This window comes from Desulfoluna sp. CYM3A (assembly GCF_056829965.1).
Genome location: NZ_CP186556.1, coordinates 878,751 through 895,880 on the forward strand (window position 1 = coordinate 878,751; position 17,130 = coordinate 895,880).

The 17,130-nt window shown below is 57.4% G+C and carries 18 protein-coding genes; 6 read left to right on the forward strand and 12 right to left on the reverse strand.

Features of this window, described 5'->3' with window-relative positions; all coding sequences use genetic code 11:
- The first annotated feature begins 12 nt into the window (after positions 1-12).
- Positions 13-510, forward strand: a complete 498-nt coding sequence (locus ACOYW1_RS04650) for an acetyl-CoA hydrolase/transferase C-terminal domain-containing protein (RefSeq protein ID WP_482421844.1) — start codon at positions 13-15, stop codon at positions 508-510.
- On the opposite strand, the gene ACOYW1_RS04655 is transcribed toward ACOYW1_RS04650, so the two are convergent.
- Complete coding sequence (locus ACOYW1_RS04655; RefSeq protein WP_482421845.1) at positions 511-2,829, reverse strand: peptidase U32 family protein; 2,319 nt, start codon at positions 2,827-2,829, stop codon at positions 511-513.
- Positions 2,830-3,345: 516 nt separating this feature from the next.
- On the opposite strand from ACOYW1_RS04655, the gene ACOYW1_RS04660 reads away from it, so the two are divergent.
- A complete protein-coding gene (locus ACOYW1_RS04660) occupies positions 3,346-3,936 on the forward strand; it encodes a hypothetical protein (protein WP_482421846.1) in 591 nt (196 codons plus the stop codon).
- A complete protein-coding gene (locus ACOYW1_RS04665) occupies positions 3,933-4,562 on the forward strand; it encodes an AI-2E family transporter (protein ID WP_482421847.1) in 630 nt (209 codons plus the stop codon). Before ACOYW1_RS04660 ends, ACOYW1_RS04665 begins: the two co-directional genes overlap by 4 nt.
- A 67-nt stretch (positions 4,563-4,629) precedes the next feature.
- On the opposite strand, the gene ACOYW1_RS04670 is transcribed toward ACOYW1_RS04665, so the two are convergent.
- Positions 4,630-5,409, reverse strand: coding sequence for a DUF4344 domain-containing metallopeptidase (locus ACOYW1_RS04670; RefSeq protein WP_482421848.1), 780 nt, complete (start codon positions 5,407-5,409; stop codon positions 4,630-4,632).
- Between the two features lie 141 nt (positions 5,410-5,550).
- Between ACOYW1_RS04670 and ACOYW1_RS04675 the strand changes: the two genes are divergently transcribed.
- Positions 5,551-5,847: a chromate transporter gene (locus ACOYW1_RS04675; RefSeq protein WP_482421849.1), complete on the forward strand. Its 297-nt coding sequence runs from the start codon at positions 5,551-5,553 to the stop codon at positions 5,845-5,847.
- The gene (locus ACOYW1_RS04680) at positions 5,799-6,746 is read left to right on the forward strand and encodes a chromate transporter (protein ID WP_482421850.1); all 948 of its coding nucleotides are present in this window, start codon (positions 5,799-5,801) and stop codon (positions 6,744-6,746) included. The genes ACOYW1_RS04675 and ACOYW1_RS04680 overlap by 49 nt, the downstream gene beginning before the upstream one ends.
- A gap of 281 nt (positions 6,747-7,027) precedes the next feature.
- On the opposite strand, the gene ACOYW1_RS04685 is transcribed toward ACOYW1_RS04680, so the two are convergent.
- On the reverse strand, positions 7,028-7,243 hold the full coding sequence (locus ACOYW1_RS04685) for a hypothetical protein (protein ID WP_482421851.1): 216 nt from the start codon (positions 7,241-7,243) through the stop codon (positions 7,028-7,030).
- A gap of 36 nt (positions 7,244-7,279) precedes the next feature.
- Here ACOYW1_RS04685 and ACOYW1_RS04690 point away from each other — a divergent pair, with 36 nt between their 5' ends.
- On the forward strand, positions 7,280-7,501 hold the full coding sequence (locus ACOYW1_RS04690; protein ID WP_482421852.1) for a hypothetical protein: 222 nt from the start codon (positions 7,280-7,282) through the stop codon (positions 7,499-7,501).
- A gap of 281 nt (positions 7,502-7,782) precedes the next feature.
- On the opposite strand, the gene ACOYW1_RS04695 is transcribed toward ACOYW1_RS04690, so the two are convergent.
- From ACOYW1_RS04695 to ACOYW1_RS04735, 9 genes are all read right to left on the reverse strand, one after another.
- Positions 7,783-8,574: an alpha/beta fold hydrolase gene (locus ACOYW1_RS04695; RefSeq protein WP_482421853.1), complete on the reverse strand. Its 792-nt coding sequence runs from the start codon at positions 8,572-8,574 to the stop codon at positions 7,783-7,785.
- Positions 8,558-9,403, reverse strand: a complete 846-nt coding sequence (locus tag ACOYW1_RS04700; protein ID WP_482421854.1) for a cyclase family protein — start codon at positions 9,401-9,403, stop codon at positions 8,558-8,560. Before ACOYW1_RS04700 ends, ACOYW1_RS04695 begins: the two co-directional genes overlap by 17 nt.
- 148 nt (positions 9,404-9,551) lie before the next feature.
- Positions 9,552-12,098, reverse strand: coding sequence for a C25 family cysteine peptidase (locus tag ACOYW1_RS04705; protein ID WP_482421855.1), 2,547 nt, complete (start codon positions 12,096-12,098; stop codon positions 9,552-9,554).
- 944 nt (positions 12,099-13,042) lie between these two features.
- Positions 13,043-13,351, reverse strand: coding sequence for a DUF1294 domain-containing protein (locus ACOYW1_RS04710; RefSeq protein WP_482421856.1), 309 nt, complete (start codon positions 13,349-13,351; stop codon positions 13,043-13,045).
- A gap of 95 nt (positions 13,352-13,446) precedes the next feature.
- Positions 13,447-13,788: a hypothetical protein gene (locus ACOYW1_RS04715; protein ID WP_482421857.1), complete on the reverse strand. Its 342-nt coding sequence runs from the start codon at positions 13,786-13,788 to the stop codon at positions 13,447-13,449.
- Positions 13,778-14,083, reverse strand: coding sequence for a hypothetical protein (locus ACOYW1_RS04720; protein WP_482421858.1), 306 nt, complete (start codon positions 14,081-14,083; stop codon positions 13,778-13,780). Before ACOYW1_RS04720 ends, ACOYW1_RS04715 begins: the two co-directional genes overlap by 11 nt.
- 451 nt (positions 14,084-14,534) lie before the next feature.
- Positions 14,535-15,341, reverse strand: a complete 807-nt coding sequence (locus ACOYW1_RS04725; protein ID WP_482421859.1) for a S1 RNA-binding domain-containing protein — start codon at positions 15,339-15,341, stop codon at positions 14,535-14,537.
- Between the two features lie 293 nt (positions 15,342-15,634).
- Positions 15,635-15,850 carry a hypothetical protein gene (locus tag ACOYW1_RS04730; RefSeq protein WP_482421860.1) on the reverse strand — a complete coding sequence of 72 codons (216 nt, stop codon included), beginning with the start codon at positions 15,848-15,850 and terminating at the stop codon, positions 15,635-15,637.
- 28 nt (positions 15,851-15,878) lie between these two features.
- Positions 15,879-17,069 (reverse strand): hypothetical protein, encoded by a 1,191-nt coding sequence (locus ACOYW1_RS04735; RefSeq protein WP_482421861.1) that lies wholly within the window; start codon positions 17,067-17,069, stop codon positions 15,879-15,881.
- Positions 17,070-17,130: the final 61 nt, after the last annotated feature.

Sequence of the window (17,130 nt, forward strand, 5' to 3'; positions counted from 1 at the left end):
TCGGAATCCGGCATGCGCCAGCTATCCCGTGGGAATCAGAATGACCTTCACCGCATCGCGGCAAACCCACGTGCCGTCTCCATCAACAACGCCGTGGAGGTGGACCTTTACGGGCAGGTCTGCTCCGAGTCATCGGGGTTCAGGCAGATCTCCGGAACCGGTGGGCAGTTTGATTTTGCCTACGGAAGCTACCATTCCAAGGGCGGGAAGGCCTTTATCTGCCTGGCATCCACCAAGACCGACAGGGACGGCGCCGTCACCTCAAGGATCCGGCCCTTTGTGGATCACGGCACCATTGTCACCCTTCCCCGGTCTGCCGTGCAGTACGTGGTGACCGAGTACGGCGTGGTCAGCCTCAAGGGAAAAAGCACCTGGCAGCGGGCCGAAGCCCTCATCGGCATCGCCCACCCCGATTTCCGGGAGGGCCTCATGCGGGAGGCGGAAAAGATGAATATCTGGAGAGGGGCGCTGGCGCCCCGTGCAGACGTGGCCATGAGCCTTGCGGGGTGATCACGGCCCCGTGGGATGACGCAACCGGCCCCTTGCAGGGGCCGGTTTTTTCGTTTTTGGGGGCGTTGGGGAAAAGGGTTCGTTCCTGACGTACTGGACGTTGGTGGTGTTGCGGACCGCCCGGTGAAGCGCGGCTTCGGCTCCGGGAACGCCCGTGAGGAGGTCATGGAACAGGGCGATGAGCCCGGCTTTGTCCGTGTCGGTTTTTGTGCGGGTGGCAATGTCCCGCAGGTCGATGAAAAAACGGGAAAAGGTGTGGGGCAGGTCCGCGACCACCTCGGTGTTGAGGCAATGGGTCTCATGGTAGAGGCGGTGGTGGTTGCCCCCGGACTTGTGAATGTGAAGGGTAGCCCCGTTTGCGTGCGTGATGGATGACGATTTGTCGCACCCTTCAAGGCACGATTTGTCGAACTGTTTTCTGGAGCACCCGATGACTCCCTGGTGCAGGCACTGGCGGCTGGTCATCAGGGTGACGGGGTGGTAGATGCCCATGCACAGCTCCATGCCTTCCGGTGGCACAAGGCGTTTGAGCTGCTCTTTTTTGATCTCCCGGGACACAATGGCACCGGAGCAGCCGAACTGCTCCTTGAGGCAGCGCAGGCCGAAGGAGTTGACGAGGTTGAAACAGCTCCCCGCTATCCAGGCAATGTCTTGCCTGAAGGCGTCAAAGGCGATGCCTGAGTTGTCCGTTACGATGCGGGCCGGCTTGACGGTTTCCAGAATCGCCCGGGCCGCGGTGTAGTCCTCTCCGATGAGCACGGGCGGGAACCAGGGGGTGAGCTCCGGGAATTGGTTGAACAGCGCGATAAATTCGTCTTTCCGGTTTTCAAGGGCCTCGGGTAGCCGGAAAAAAATCTCTGCCGGGGTGGCCTCGCAAAGGGGGATATCCCCGGGTGAGGAGATCACCACGGAGAGGACGGGCGGGGTCTCCACAGGCTTTGGTTTTCCCGGGGAGGGGACCGTCACCGGGGCCACGGGTTCCCGGGAGCCGTTCAAGAGAAAGGCAACGCGCCGGATCAGGGCGGTGAGCTCCTTGAAGGGGAGGTAGAGCCCGGGGGCCAGGTTTTCAGTGTCCACGGTATCGACGCGGTATTCGGAATTGTCAAAACGCTTGAATTTTTCAAGGAGTACGGCACGGCTGAGGCCCCCGGGGGCGCTTGTGTCCCGCCTGGGGGCAAGGGGAGAGTCAGACGCCACGGAAAAGGAGGCCTCAGGGCTGGAGACCGATACACCCAGGGGCGCACCCGGCTCTCCATGGATGCGAAATGTGAGGGCCGTCTTTTCGATGCGGAGCTGGCCCACGGCGAGGCGGGCCCTGGCGGACAGGGCGGCCTTGTCCTCGTAAAAGCGTTCCCTGGTGCCCTGGGGGCAGGCGGGGTTTTCTTTGGACACCTGCCGGATGGAGTGGTCCCGGGGGTTGTCGATGAACATGTCCGAGGTGATCTCTCCGGCCAGGAATCCGTTGGAAAAGTCGCGGTTGAAGACCTTGGCAAGGTCACCGGTGTCGGTGAGCAGGCGGTCTTGTTCGCTGAGGCTTTGAATCTGGTTTCTCCAGCAGGAGACCACGGTGTGGACGTAGTCGAACTTTTTGATGCGTCCTTCGATCTTCAGGGAGTACACCCCTGCCTCGGCAAGCTCTTTCAGGTTGCCGTAGGCCGAGTTGTCCTTGAGGTTCAGGGGATACTCCCTGCCTGCGGGGGTGGTTTCAAACCGGTCCCTGCAGGGCTGGCTGCACCGGCCCCTGTTTCCCGATTTGCCTCCGAGCACCGAGCTTAAGTAACAGAGCCCGGAAAACGAAACACAGTAGGAACCGTGGACAAAGACCTCGGTGTCCATGCCCTGCTTGCGGCTGGCGTCGGTGAGGGCTCTGATCTCTTCCAGGTTCAGCTCCCGGCAGAGGTTGACCCGGGTGGCGTTGAGTGCACTGAGGAACCGGATCTGCCCCTCGTTGTGGGTGGTGAGCTGGGTGGAGGCATGGATGACCAGGCTCGGGAAGTGTTTGCTCAAAAGATAGAAGAGACCGAAATCCTGGACAATGACCGCATCGATGCGGGTGTTGACGAGGGTATTTAAAAGGCGGATAAGGGCCGGGATCTCGCTTTCGACGACGATGATGTTAAGGGTCACAAACACGCTGCAACCGTGCTTGTGGGCAAGGCTGACGATGCCGGGAAGGTCCTCGGCGGAGAGGTTGGTGGCCCGGTCCCGGGCGTTGAATTTGTTCAGCCCGCAGTACACCGCGTCCGCACCGGCGGCAATGGCGGCTTTGATGGCGTCGATATCTCCACCGGGTGCAAGTAGCTCAAGATCTGTCTTCATAAGGATGCGTCGCAACGTCGTTGAAATGGGTAAAAAGGCAAAGTGCCTGGGACGGTGTTTTTAGCACTGAGGCGCTGTCAACGAAGGGACCGGTAAGGGCCATGCAACAAGTCAGTTGCCTCCGGCGGGTCGCTTTTTGAAAAAGCTCCGCAAAAACGTTCCGGTAATCAAGGCGCTTCCTGCATTGATTCTTCTATGCCGAAGGCATGGCCCGCCAACATCCGCTTTGCCATGCGGATGCCGCACAGGCATGGGGTCGTTTTTGGAGCGCCGCACTTGAAGGTAGGATGATGATCTATGATCGCGCCTTAGCCCTTGCTTGAAACGGTTGGCAGCCGTGGGAACCATCGGTGCCCTGTCGCCATGATCATTTTAGGGGTTCTCATCGGCCGGGGGCCATGTATAACGTGTCAAAGGCCGTGTGTTGCCGAAATAGGATCTGCGGCGCGGGCCAATGTCCCCGAACCCTTCCAGAAAAACTATCCAGCAGGCAAAACCACAGATAAGGGTCCCCCTATGGCAAAAAAGCGAAAAGCCGCAAAGGCGAAATCCACCGGTAAAGAACAGAAAAAAAAGAGCCCCCAGGCCGCAGCCCCCGAGGTGAAAAAAACATCGGAACCTGCCTCTGAAGCGGGCCGGGCGTTTATGAATGCCCACTATTTTCTGTTTGTCCTGATCATCGTCGTGCTCGTGGGGTGCTACAACATCATCAGGCCTTACCTGCACACCATCATCCTGGCCATGATCCTGGCCGTGCTCTTTACCCCGGTAAACAAAAAGCTGGAGGGGTGGCTCAAGGGCCGCAAGAACACAGCGGCGGCGCTTTCGTGCCTTTTGCTGACCCTGGTGGTGGTCCTGCCGGTGCTCTTTATGCTCCTGGCCATTATCCAGCAGGGCATCGACTCCTTTGACGCCATCTACACCTGGGTGGAAACCGGCAAGTACCAGGCCTTGTCAAACCATCCCCTGGTGATGCGGTTTGCTGAATGGGGCAAGGGCGTGCTCCCGGACATTGAACGTTTTTTCCCGGATTTTAATTTGCAGGCCCTCCGCTTTGACGAGAAGCCATCCTCAACGTCACCCGCACCATCGGCAAGGCCCTGTTGAATCAGGGGGGCAACCTGGCCGGAGGCCTGACCTCCTTTGTGGGCAAGTTCTTTTTGATGCTCTTTGCCTTTTTCTTTTTCGTTCGGGACGAAGAGGTGATCTTCGACAGCCTTCTTCATCTCATCCCCTTAAGCTCCAGCCAGGAATCCCGCATCATCGACAAAATCAAGACCGTCTCCAAATCCGCCCTTCTGGGGACCTTTGTGACGGCTCTTGCCCAGGGGCTGGCCGGTGGCATCGCCTTCTGGATTACCGGGCTCCCGGCCCTGTTCTGGGGTATTGCCATGGCCTTTGCGTCCCTGGTTCCCCTGGTGGGCACCGCCCTGATCTGGATCCCCGCGGCCATCTTTCTGCTGATCTCCGGGCACTGGGGATACGCCGTCTTCATGACGGTCTGGTCCGTGGTGGTGGTGGGCATGATCGATAACATCGTGCGCCCCCTGTTCATGCAGGGCTCCGCCGACATGAGCACCCTTCTGATCTTTTTTGCCATCCTGGGCGGCATCAACTACTTCGGCCTCATCGGTCTTCTGTACGGACCCATTATTTTCGGGCTGGCCATGGTGCTGCTCTACATCTATAGCATTGAATTCGACGAGTTTTTGAACCATCAGGACAACAGGTAGGGACGACACGGCTGGGGAAGGGCGGCATGTCATTGCGAATGCCGTGTGAACCCGGTGATACTGCGAATCACCGGGCTTTAGCGCCTTGCTTGCGATGGGGCTCCAGCAGGGCAAACCAGCTTTTTGCCAGGCGCTCATACTCTTCGATACACCCTTGGGCCCGGTCTTCGGAAAAGCCTGCGTCGGTTTTCAGGTCGGTGTAGGTTTCGGGATCGCTTCCGTAGACATGGCAGAGCGTTGTGTAGAACCGCTGGATATCCAGGCTGTGGTCGTCCTGGAAATCTTCGTCGGCAAAGGTTTCGATGTCTTCACTTTCAAGGTCAAACAGGTCGGCGGCGCTGAGGGCCATCTCCGCACCATGCTGGTAAAACTCGATGAGCAACACGCTTGCCAGGCCGTCTGCGGCGTCCTCTTCTTTGCCGACCACCGGCAGCTCACAGGTAAATATCAGGGCGTGGGCAAGTTCATGAAACAGTGTGTGCATAAGCACATCCATCGTTGCCTCGCTTACGCTTACACCGGTTTCAGGATACCTTGCGTCGACAAACCGTTCTTTCACCTCTTGAAGGAAGGCATAGGGAACGACGATTTCATGGGTTTGCGGGTCATACAACGGTCCGTCCTCCCTGCCGAAAACAAGGCTGAGGGGCACACTGAGGCTGAACTGCTCGTTGATGAATGACGCCACATCCTCTGCCGCACCGGACGCCTTCACCTCTTGTTGGATGGCTGCTTCATGTTTCCCGGAAGGGGGACCATAGATGACACGGGCTTTGTTCAAGGCCAGGGCAGGACTGACGGAGAGCAGGAGCAAAACTGCCACAGCCAGGGCTTTTCGAGTATGCATGGGGTGTCCTTTGCTTTGTGTAGTGATGTTGATGTGAAGTGTAGGGGGGATTGGGGTGTTTGACAAGGGCCGGGCCGTCATGGGGAATAAATCTTTACCCGTGGTTTGGCTTGGCAACGGTTCACAGAAAGGAAAGAGCAAATGACTGACGACGCAACCGTTGAAACGGCAATTTCGCCCAGGGCCTCCTTTCTCAAGGACGTCCTCGTCTGTTCCCTGGGAGCCTACGGCGGCCCCGAAGCCCACATGGGGGTGTTTCTGGACCAGCTGGTGGCCAGGCGCAACCACGTGACGGAAGAGGAGCTGGTCGAATTGCTGGCGCTTTGCAGCATTCTTCCGGGGCCCACAATATCAATCATCGTGGCCGTGGGTAATAAGAAGGCGGCCCCTTGCTTGCCTTTCTTACCATGCTGGTCTGGGCCGCGCCTGTGCTGCTGATCATGACGGCCCTGTCGTTTCTTTATGCCCTTTTGGCGACGGCCCACGTGTCGCCGGAGATCCTTCGCTTTATCGGTCCCATGGCCGTGGGCTTCATCCTTCTGGCGGCCTGGCGCATCGGCAAAAAAGTCGTTACCGACAAGCTGACATGCCTTTTGATGGTTTTTGGCGCGGTGAGTACATACCTTGTCAGGACCCCCTGGATCTTTCCCCTGGTTCTCGTGGCGGGGGGAGCGGCAAGTATCCTTGCCTCCCGGGAAAAGGCGATCTGGAACAAACCCCGCATCAATCCGCCCTGGGGCTACCTGGCCCTGTTCCTTCTCTGCACGGCTGGTTCCCTCGTGCTTTCCCTTGCAACGGACATACGGTATTTCAAACTGTTGGAGAGTTTTTACCGGTACGGGTACCTGGTGTTCGGAGGGGGGCAGGTCGTTGTGCCGGTTATGCACAGCGAGCTGGTGGAGGTGAACCAGTACATGACCAACGGGGAGTTTCTCACCGGCTACGGGCTGGTGCAGGGCTTGCCCGGCCCCATGTTCAGCTTTGCAGCCTATGCGGGCGGCATGGCTTCACGCCACGGCTCCACTCTTCAACAAGTCATGGGAGCCCTTGCCGGTGGCATCGGGATCTTCCTGCCGGGCCTTCTGCTTATCTATTTTATCTGTCCCGTGTGGGAGCGCATCAAAGAGGTGAAAGCCATCAAGATCTCCCTTCATGGGGTCAACGCCGTGGCAGGTGGCATGATCACGGCTGCGGCGATTATCCTGATACAGGCCAACGGCGTGGGCTTTGCCAACCTAACCATGACCGCCGCCACCGTGGTTATTCTTGCCACCGGAAAGGTTCCGGCACCCCTTATGGTGGTGATGGCCTTTGTGGCAGGGCTCGTTCCTTTCTGAACCTGTAACTATTCAGCTCCAGCCTCCGGCGGCAAGGTGTGCCACCTTGAAAGCAGATAGCAGATGTAATTTGCCCCTCGTTCCTCGGGTCAAATCACATCTGCATTTAAAACGGCATTCATGTAACTTTTTTTTATGACCTGTTTGTTAAACTTTTTAAACGTTTAGCCCCCGGCAGGGCCGCCGGAGGCATAAGCTGAATAGTTACCTGAACTTTTTGAAAAGGTTCATAAACAGGTTTTAACCGCAATTTGAGTTTGCTCGAGTGGCTTGGTTTGCCGTTACGATTTACTGAATCGTCCGTGGCTTTTCTGGTACTTTGCGACGAGCTTGTCCCTGGAGGACGAGGTGTTGAGTGCCCGGGCGGATTGGCCTTGGTATTTGGCCGTGGCATGTCGTGCGGTGCGTGCTGCCTTCATGAGGGCGGCCATGGCGTAGAGAAAGACCATACCGATAAAGCCGGTACCGACGGCCCCCGGCACCAGGGTTTTTTTCAAGGGAATGCCGACGGAGGGGAGGCGTGGTTCATCGGGGTGCTGGGGATCATAGAGGATCTCAATGAGCTCTCCGGTTTCTCCCTGGGGCCTGGTGGGCAGCCGTACGGTTTCGGTGTGGATGAGCTTGCCGTCAGGTGCCTTGCCCGCGCACGCTCTAAACCGGATACCCCTTCTTCTCTGGAGCTGTTGGTGATGTGGCTCATGATTTCGGCCCTTGTGGAGATCGCCCTGGCTTTGAACGCTTCCACGGACCGGTAGTCCTGGTAGTTTTGGTGTGACTCCCTGAGGCCCAGGCACCCGATCACTAAAAAGATACCCATGATGATGGGAACGATGCTGAATGATTTCATTGCTGCTCCATGGCTTCCAGGCCTTGCCGAAGAACCGACCGCTGGAAAATTCCTGAAATAAGGTATGTAGTATTCCTAAGCGAATACCTGAATTGGCTTATACCAGATTGTTCTTACAGTGCAATGGAAAGGTGAGGACAGAAGGAGAGAAAATGCCTTGCGCAGGGGGGGGGCGGGGTGATCAGGGGATCAGGTTACTGCATTCTTGTTTAAAAATAATTCTACCGTGTTGACGACCTCTTCCGGCTTTTCCTTGTGGGGGATGTGTCCGCAGTTGCTCAGGATGGCCATTTCTGAAATGCCTCCTGCCTTGTGTGCGATGAATTCAGGAAACGCGGTGGAGCCGTATTCGTCGTTGTCGCCGTGGATCGCAAGGACAGGGCATGTCACCTCGCCCATGCAGGCGTCCAGGCTCCAGCCGGAAAACGCGCTGGAGAGCCAGATGTCGGTCCAGGCCCTGAACACCCACTCCCCTTTGGTTCCGTGCCATTTTTTCAGGCGGTCCATCTGGCCCGGCTCTTGGAACGCTTTCTGTGCTGCTTTAATGCCTGCCACCGTTCGATCCTCCACAAAAGCTTGCGATGCTTCGGTTATCACCGCCACACATCCTTTGTCCCGGGCAGCGATGTTGACGGCCATTGCGCCTCCCACGCTGTGGCCGAAGAGGATATAGTCCTCTAAGTTGAGGAGCCTTTTAACCCACGGAAAGTAATCGGTGGCTTCCTCTTCGATGAAATGGATGGAGGGCAGCTCATTTCGCGGAGTGGATCGACCGAAACCCAACCGGTCGTAGGCGATGACACACAGAGATAAACGCTCGGCAAGTGTAAGGGGAAAATGGCGCCACAGGTCCACGCATCCCAGGGAGTCATGGAGCAGCACCATGGGGACGGATGACGATGGGTTTTGTGGCGTCCATTTTTTTGCATGAAACGATCCTGCATCCGTGATGATGCAGAGATTTTCAACGGTACACGTCATGCTGACTCCTAAAGGCCACGGAATCCTTGGGGGAGGGCACAAAGGCCAAGACCCTTGCCGGGCTGCCGGAGCCGCCCCTGACGGGCCAGCCGCCGATCACCAGCACGGTGCCGAAGGGAGGCAGGCGGTGCAGGCCGGTGAGGCATTCCAGGATCATGCCGTCGGCGTCGTACATGGCAAAGCTGGCACCGAACTCCGTATCGTTGCCAGGGTCTGCACCGTGGGTGTCTGTCCCCAGCCCCACCACTCCGCGTTCGTTGACGAGGAATTCGGCGGTGTCGGCGCCGAAGCCGGGCCAGTGCAGGGTCTTTTCCTTGTCTGTTCCGAGGAAAGCCTCAGGGTCGTGCCATTTGTCCTGCCAGCCGGTGAAAAGGATCACCAGGCTCCCCGGCGGTACGTGTTGGCCTTGTGCTTTCTCCCAGGCCTTCAGTTCGTCGATGGAAAAGCGATGATCCGGATCTGCTTTGGCAATCTCCCGGATATCGATGACAACAGCGGGCACCACCAGCTCCCGTGCTTCAAACATTTCTGCGCTTCGTGCGCCCTTGATAAAGGTGTTCGGGGTGCCCCAGTGCGTGCCGCTGTGCTCTCCTATGGCAATGCGATTGATGAAGTACTGGTCTTTCTCATAGGTGGCCCATGGCGCAATCTCAAAGGCGGGATCTCCCGGCCAGATGGGAATGTCCGGCGTCAGGGGCTGAGTTAAATCCACGATGTCGCCGTTGAAGGGGGAGGCGGGCTGCAACGCTGCGGGTTGGTGTGAGGCGCAGGCTGTGAAAAAAAGCATGGCTGCGGCAAGAACAGAGAGGGTGACGGAGCGTTTTTTCATTCAGGTTCCTCGCGTAGCGTATTTCCGGGTTAGCTTTTTGTGATCATGGAGGGGGTAACTTTGTATGCTCAGATATGCTGGCCCCCGGCAAGTCTGCCGGGGGCCATATCGACTCTTTACTTAAGAAATTCTCTACAAAACGTAAAGGTTAATTAAACGAAGCGGTCAGGCTCATGCCTGAAAAAGCGTTGTATCCGCGAATCCCCATGTAGTAGGTGCCTGCCGCCGGGGTGCTGACGGTGCAGGTTTCGTTGTTGCCCCAGAGGTAGGGGCGGCAGTCGTAGGTATAGGTGTCCGGTTTTTCCCCGAAGCGGGTGTAGAGGTCGCCGTCTCCGCTGCCACCGCTGATCTCCATGACCAGGCTCGATACGCCGGACGGGACCAGGATTTTGTAGTAGAGCCAGTCGCCCTGTGCTGCCGAAAGGTTGGTGACGGCAACGCCGTTTTGGAGAACGGGAACGGTGTCGGGGTTCGTGACCGTTACCGATGCAGTGGCCTGGTCCGTGGCACCGTCGTCGTCGGTGACGGTGAGGGTGACGATGTAGGATCCGGCTGCTGCGTAGGTGTGGGCCGGGTTGGTGGCGGTGGAGGAAGTTCCGTCGCCGAAGTCCCACTGGCGGGATGCGATGGTTCCGTCGCTGTCCTGGCTGGTGTCGGTGAAGGTGGCGGTCAGGTTGCTGACAGCCGTGGAGAACGAGGCATCAGGGGGCTGGTTGGCCGAGCCTCCCATGTTACGGGTGTAGAACTTGGTCTCCAGGTTTTGCCCGGTGACCGTCAGGGTGTACTCTCCGGCGGTGATTGTGTGGGCAATGGAGACCGCGCCGTTGGCGTCAGTCACGGCTTTGGCAGAGGTGCCTCCCTGGTATAGGGAGACCGTGGCCCCTTGGACAGGGCTGCCGCCTGAGGTGACCACGCAGTCAAAGGGGGTGTTTGCCTGGGCTTCTGTGGCAGAGAGGGCTAAGGGCTGGGGGGATGCCGTGCGTACCTGGAGGGAGGAGTCGCCGAAGATGGTCCAGGTTTTCAGGGTGTCCAGATCCGAAGAGGTAGAGGACTCGGCGTACATGAGGATGAGACCGTTGAACACAAGGGACCCGAAGGTGGAACGACCCTCGGTGGTGGAGGTGCCGCTTCCCGGGTTGGTGGTGTAGTCGTAGCCGCCCACCAGCAGGTCGTTCATGTAGTCCTGACCGCGCATGGGGGGCGTCCAGGGCTGATTGATGGTGGCCATCACCGTGGCAACCGCCCCGCCTCCGCTTTTTCTCAGCCATGTTTCGGCAAAACATTGGCCACCGTTATGGAATTCTCCGTTGACGCAGGCCACGGAGATGATGATGGGGAGCTGGGAGCCGTTTGTCAGGGCATTGATATCGTCGTTGTTGAAGCCAGAGGTGCCCCACGATGTATGGGAACCATGGCCGGTGTAGTTGATGAGGGAGAGACCGCCGTTGACATACCCGCTGACAGAGGAGGCAGAACCACTCTGGTACACCTCGTTTACGGTGGTGTAGGTGGTGGGCAGCAGCTTGTAATCCTTGATGACGTCCACGTGCTCGTAGTCGGCTTCGCCGTCGTCACCGCTGCCGCTTCCCTCACCGGAACCGATGCCCAGGGCCGTGGTATACCAGTTGGCGGAGAGTTGGGGCGTCTTCTCGTAATCAACGGCTTTATCTATCTGTACCGTGACTTGGGAGGTATTGTTGGCGGAAAATCGACCGATGATCAGGTCCGGGTAATAGTCGCTGCCGGCCACGCAGCCCAGCATGGGGTCTGTGGGGGCGTTGGCCGAGGTCCCCAGCTCGGATTTGATGTCTGCCCAATCCCCCACCAGCTGCACGTAGAGCAAGGACGGGTGGGATGCGTAGAATTGGGAAATGCTGTTTTTGACAGAGGTGCCCGTGGCCACCTCCAGGGTGTGGACGGTGGTTCCTTTTTGCCGTTTCCATGTGACGTATGGGAGGATGACGGATGCATCGCGTGCCGTGTGGATTACGAGGAGTTCCCCTGCCTCTCCGATGGACCGGGTTGTCGGGGCATAGTTGATGAACATGTCGCGATAGATGGCCTCCATTTCCGGTGCCACAGAGCGCACCGGGGCGGTCAACGCGTTGGTTCCTTCACCGCTTCCCGTGGAGAGGGTGACAATCACCGAGTGGTAAACTTTCAGGATGTTTTTTGTCCCATGGGCCCTGAAGGGATAGACGTGGATGTCCGTCCCCCGGACATCTCGAAGGATGTAGGGCTCGGAGGCCGTGGCAACCTTGTCTGGGTACCAGCGGCCCGTGCGTGCCGACGGCGCGGTTTCGTACGGGATGTCGGCAGGGTTCTGGTTACGGTAGATCACCCCGCGGGAGGGGAGCATGGGGTAGGCAAGGGGGATCTCCGTGACGTTCCCTGGTTCTACGGAGATGCGCAGATCCCCGCTTGCCGGAAGGGCCACGGATGCGTGGATAAAGGGCAACTCCGCATACCCCTTTTTCTTGGTCGTGACCTTGCCCGGAAAGAGGATCTCGGTGTAGATGGTGCCATTTTTATCTACGGAGTTGAGGGTGTAATCCCCCAGGGTGAACTCCAGGGCGATCTCCTGGGGGGTGGATCGGAGAAGGGATACGTCAAATCCGTCTCCCGCCTGGACAGCCACAGCGGAAAGGACATACGTGATGATGACCGCGGCAACCATGCCCAATCGTTTTGTCATGACATTCTCCTTTGCTTCAGTTGTGGGTGAGCCCCTCGACTGTTGATAAACGAGGGCTTTGAGTGAACCCTGAAAAAGGAGTACTCCTCTCAGGGATATATCCGGGAAACGATAAAAAGATCGGTGGATCAGGCCACAGGCCGGATCACAGGCGACTGGTAAATGAAGCGCGATATTGATTGCGATAAATCGGCGATAAATATTCGTAATAATGAGAGTGGATAAGGCAGGCTGTTCCAAATCCAGGGCCCTTCAGGTTGGGCCGGGTATTTCGCGAGAGTAAAGTTGACCGTATAGGGATCTATTTCGCCAGTCAAACATTTTGATGTCTCGTGTGAAAAGATTTGGATGTTTTATAATTCTGAAAAAATATTCGGTAGGATTATGAGCGTGGGTTGAAAATTCGGGCAACGATTCGGGCGGTTGAGCTGAGCCGTACCTCTTTGGTACCGTGTTTGGTATGTTGCTGTTCTCCTATGTGTCGGTGCGTTTCAACGCCGGGTAACAGGGTCGTATCTCAATAGGGAGGGATTGTGTGTGCTGCTAACCCGGATATTTCATGGGGAAACGATCAGACTGGATAAATGGGCTGTTATTACAGGTTGTTGTTCGGGCGGTGTAACTATTCAGTTCAAAAGCGCCTCCGGCGGCCCTGCCGGGGGCCAAACTTTTAAAAAGTTTGACAAACAGGTCTTACGAGCGACTTGGGACGACCTTAAGTTATCCACAAGCCGACTCTTCTAAACATAACCGATATGCCTCGCCTTCAGCCGTCCGGCCCCAACGGGGCTGGACGGCTGAAGGCGAGGCAACCGGAACGTTTTTGCGGAGCTTTTTTCAAAAAGCGACCCGCCGGAGGCAACTGAATAGTTACGATATTTTAAAAATACAAAATGTATTTCACCGTTTTCTTATCGCGTTTTTCACCCTTTGGGCGAACCGGGCTAACGTGTCAGGTACCTTTCAAAGCTCAGCATCGCCCGTTGAACGGTGTCCGGCCTGAGGTATAAAAACAGGCCGCAGCCGTTCAGGGTGACGGTTACCCAAAAAAGGGCGCGGAACGATTTTTTCCTGGTTTTGTGGCGAAGGGATTCCTGGGCGATGATGGCTCCGGGCCAGCCACCGGCAAGGGCAAGAAGGTGAAGCGTTCTCTCCCGGGTTCGCCACCTGCTTCCCTTGGCAGCGGACTTGTCCAGCGCATAGGCAAGGAAGGCCGCGATACTTCCGCCAAGATAGACGGCTGCTATGGTCACTGACACTTCTCCTAGCCAGGCGGCCATCAAGATGCCGAGCAGGAAGCAGGCGGCAGTCGTGATTGACAATATTCCCATTGGCGACTGATCCCTTCTCACGGCAACGCCGAGGTCTCTTTTACGCGAAATTCGGTGGTGCCGATGGTTTGTGCCAGGTCGCCGAAGTAGAGGCAGAAAAGCTCATGGCTGTCCCCCAGGAAGAGGCGTTCACGCTCATGGGGAGGAAGGCCCTCGAATTCCCGTGTGTCGATAAAGGGCGGCAGTACCATGGCCACGTTTTGGGTGATGGCTAGCATCTTATCCAGAAGAGCGTCCGCAGGCGGCTGTGTATTGGAGCCTAAAAACCGATACACATGCTCGGGGCCGGTGACAGCCCAATCCGGGTCCATGAACACCGCGTCGATCATGGGAAGGGTCTCTATGATCTCAGGGTTCATGATGTTCCCCGGAGACAAAGGACACCCGCTCAGAGAGTCCTGCCCGATGGACGTTTTGGATGGCTTTTTCCCGGGTGGGCCCATGGATTTCAACAGTTGTCACCCGGGCCGCTGTCCTGGCAAGGGAGATGGTCGTGAACCCCGCACCGCTGCATGTCTCTAAGACACAGCGGCCGGAGAACCGCTTCGCAAAGTGTGATGTGAAGCGTTCATCGATTCCCATGATGAAGGTGCGCTCGTTTGCAGTGTAGGCGTCGCCGAATTTTTTTCTGATGGCTTCCTGGCTGATCATCATATGCGTCGGATTTCCCATGGTATGCGTTTTTTCGAAGATGCGCGAAACAGGCCGAGGGCTCAGCGCTGGGCATCGTAAAATGACGTATTCGATGGGTACCACAGGCAACAAGGTGAGGCAAAGGGGATTTCAGGGCCAACGCATTTAAAAATGCAGTTGCCTCCGGCGGGGTGCTTTTTGAAAAAAGCTCCGCAAAACCTTTCCGGTAATAAATAGAAAAAGAAGATGGGCTATGCCCTGCAGGGACGAATCTTTAAAAAATAAAACCTGTTTGTCAAACTTCTTCAAACGTTTGGCCCCCGGCAGGGCCGCCGGAGGCCAAATTGTTCAAATGCGTTCGCCCCTGAGAAGGGAATTGTCTTAAAACAAAAAACGCTAAGGGAGAGGGCGGATGGAGCACCGCGAGTTCTCGAAAAGGGCGCATGCCGCTCTCCCGGAGCGCAAGACGGTATTAGCTGTTATCATCGTTGCACGGCAGAGAGATCTCCAGGCAGATGCGTTCCCGCTCGGCATCAATGCTCAGCACAACGGCATCGATATCATCCCCTTCGGTGAGGTGGGAGATGGCTTCTTCACCATTTTCGTACGGGCTGTCTGAGTAGAATGTCAGGCCGGTAACCCCTCCTTCCAAGGTCACAAAAAGGCCGATGTTGCTCACAGATGAGAGGGTGCCCCGGACCCTGTCGCCTTTCTTATGGGCCTCGGCAAACTTTTCCCACGGGTTGGGGTGGCACTGCTTAAGGCTCAAAGAGAAGGAACCCTTATGCGCGTTGACGTCCAGAACCATGACCTCGATGATGTCACCCACCTGAACGACGTTGCTGGGGTGAATGTTCGTGTTGGTCCAGTCCATCTCGGAGACATAGACAATGCCCTCGAAGCGGTCTTCGATTTCAACAAAACACCCGTAGTCCACGATCCGGGTGACGCGACCACAGACACGGCTTCCTTCCGGGCAGCGTGCGGCAAGGTCCTCCCACGGGTTCTCCCCGCATTGTTTGAGACCGAGGGCGATGGCGCCGCTCTCTGTGTTAACGGGCAGGACCATCACGTCCACAAGGTCCCCCTGGCTGAGCATGTCGGCTGGGCGGAGGGTCTTGTCGGTCCAGTGCAGGTCCGTGGCGTGGAGCAATCCTTTCACACCGTCTTCTAATTCCACAAGGCATCCGTATGGCTGCAGTTGGGTGACACGGCCTCGGACTTTCTGCCCTTCCGGGTAGCGGAGGGCAATGGCCTCCCATTGATTCTCGTTATTCATGGGTACTCCTGAATATGCGCGGTGCTGAAAAGTGCAGCGGCAACCCGCTTTTTAGGTGGCTTACCTCGTCGCCGGAGGCAGCCAGGTTAAAGATGCCTCCGGCGGCCCTGCCGGGAGCTAAACTTTTAAAAAGTTTAATAAACAGGTTTTAAAAACAGATTCGGCTTAATCTGAATCAATAGCGAATGTGATTTTCCCTGAGGAACGAAGGGGAAAGCGCATTCGCAACCTGCTTTCGAGGTGGCACACCTCGCCGCCGGAGGCATCGCTTTTGATTTTTGTTATTCCACTCGCTACAGGCTGTCGGCCATGCGGGCAGCAAGCTGTGGGAGCAGATCGTTTGCTACGTCCTTGATGGCCCTTTCGGCGGCAGCCTTTCTGCTGCTCGCGCCGCCAAGGGCCGTCCCGTGGGCTGAAGCGATGGTGCTGCGGCTGGCCGTGTCGTAGGCGGTCACCGAAATGCGTGCGCGGTAGACAACGCCTCGGCCGCGCCTGCCGGAATACTGCACGTCGACTTTTTCAACGGACAAAAAATCGTTAGCTGGACCCTGAACCGTTTGTGTGCCTGTCACTATGCTGGCCACGGCTTTGCACCTGAAACCCCTTTTTTCTGAAAAGGTCGGCGCTCACCGGAGAGAGTATGGAGGTTGCATCGACACCGGCGTCGTTCTGACGGGTGTGGATCTTGAGCTGCACACAGGATGTTTCGGGCGTTCTCAACGCATAGGTAAACCGTACCGAAGGCCCGGACAAAACCCCCTCCCACGAGGGGCCGGGCTTTTCACCCAACGCGTCTTTGATGATGCGGTTCCAGTCCACGGTTACTTCAACCGGGTTGAGGGGTGTTTGGGTTGCGGCCACCTCCAGGATACGGACGGCAGCCTTGCCCCCCGGGCCTGTGACAACGGCCTGGGCTTTACTCGTGGATCCCGGTGAAAAGGTTGCTTTTACCGGCAGGTTGGCCAGGGGCGTGGTGCCATGGACCATGGCCTTAACGCGCAATGGCTCGGCAAGGCCGCTGCCCTTTTTGGCGGTTTGCATGTCTCCGCCCAGGCCCATGAGGCTCAGGCTGCCTTTGATCTTAGCCACCTCATCGTACGGGTCGCGGGGAGGCGTCTTCTTGCCCGCCGGTGCCATGGGGTCCAGGACGGCGATCATCTGCCTGTTGTCCATGTACCTGCGGTAATGGTCCAGGGCTTTGATTCCCTTGTGCAGGGCGCCGATGGTGTCCCCTTTTTCCAACAGCTCTTTGCATTGGCGGGATAATTCAGAAACACGGGAGCTGTGACGAGTCATCTCCGATGCCAGCCGGTGGGCAGTTTCCGGTTTGTTCAGCACGGCAATGGCGTAATGGAGCTGGTCCTTTTTGCTGTAATAGCGATCGGCGATGGTGATTCCCTGGAGCAGGATGTCGACGTTTTCCGTTGAGTCGATGGCTGTCTCCGAGGTGTAGGTCTGGGGCAAAGACGCTCTGGTTTTCTGCTTTTTACGTGAGCTGAGGCTGCTCTGGATATTGACCCTCAGCTGCTTGGCCACCTCCAGGCGTGCGTTGGCATCCGCTTTCTGCACATCTGCCTGCGGGTCCCGTGATCGGGAGGAGAGGCCCACCCCCACAAGGAATTGGTCCGGTGCGTACCCGGGGTGTGTGCTGTTTGTCACCCAGGCGGGCTGCCTTGCGCTGCAGCCTGCCGCAAGGATGAGAAGGACAACAGGGATCAGTTTTTTCATGGACATGATGATCTCCGAAATGGGTGGTGGGCTTCCGAGGCAGGGTGCAAGCGCCCTTGCT

Bases quoted from the DNA above. Each gene is read 5' to 3' on its own strand.
- ACOYW1_RS04670 (WP_482421848.1), bottom strand. From the start codon at position 5,409: ATGCATACTCGAAAAGCCCTGGCTGTGGCAGTTTTGCTCCTGCTCTCC.
- ACOYW1_RS04695 (WP_482421853.1), bottom strand. From the start codon at position 8,574: ATGACGTGTACCGTTGAAAATCTCTGCATCATCACGGATGCAGGATCG.
- ACOYW1_RS04675 (WP_482421849.1), top strand. From the start codon at position 5,551: ATGACTGACGACGCAACCGTTGAAACGGCAATTTCGCCCAGGGCCTCC.
- ACOYW1_RS04705 (WP_482421855.1), bottom strand. From the start codon at position 12,098: ATGACAAAACGATTGGGCATGGTTGCCGCGGTCATCATCACGTATGTC.
- ACOYW1_RS04735 (WP_482421861.1), bottom strand. From the start codon at position 17,069: ATGAAAAAACTGATCCCTGTTGTCCTTCTCATCCTTGCGGCAGGCTGC.
- ACOYW1_RS04660 (WP_482421846.1), top strand. From the start codon at position 3,346: ATGGCAAAAAAGCGAAAAGCCGCAAAGGCGAAATCCACCGGTAAAGAA.
- ACOYW1_RS04700 (WP_482421854.1), bottom strand. From the start codon at position 9,403: ATGAAAAAACGCTCCGTCACCCTCTCTGTTCTTGCCGCAGCCATGCTT.
- ACOYW1_RS04715 (WP_482421857.1), bottom strand. From the start codon at position 13,788: ATGAACCCTGAGATCATAGAGACCCTTCCCATGATCGACGCGGTGTTC.
- ACOYW1_RS04720 (WP_482421858.1), bottom strand. From the start codon at position 14,083: ATGATGATCAGCCAGGAAGCCATCAGAAAAAAATTCGGCGACGCCTAC.
- ACOYW1_RS04650 (WP_482421844.1), top strand. From the start codon at position 13: ATGCGCCAGCTATCCCGTGGGAATCAGAATGACCTTCACCGCATCGCG.
- ACOYW1_RS04655 (WP_482421845.1), bottom strand. From the start codon at position 2,829: ATGAAGACAGATCTTGAGCTACTTGCACCCGGTGGAGATATCGACGCC.
- ACOYW1_RS04725 (WP_482421859.1), bottom strand. From the start codon at position 15,341: ATGAATAACGAGAATCAATGGGAGGCCATTGCCCTCCGCTACCCGGAA.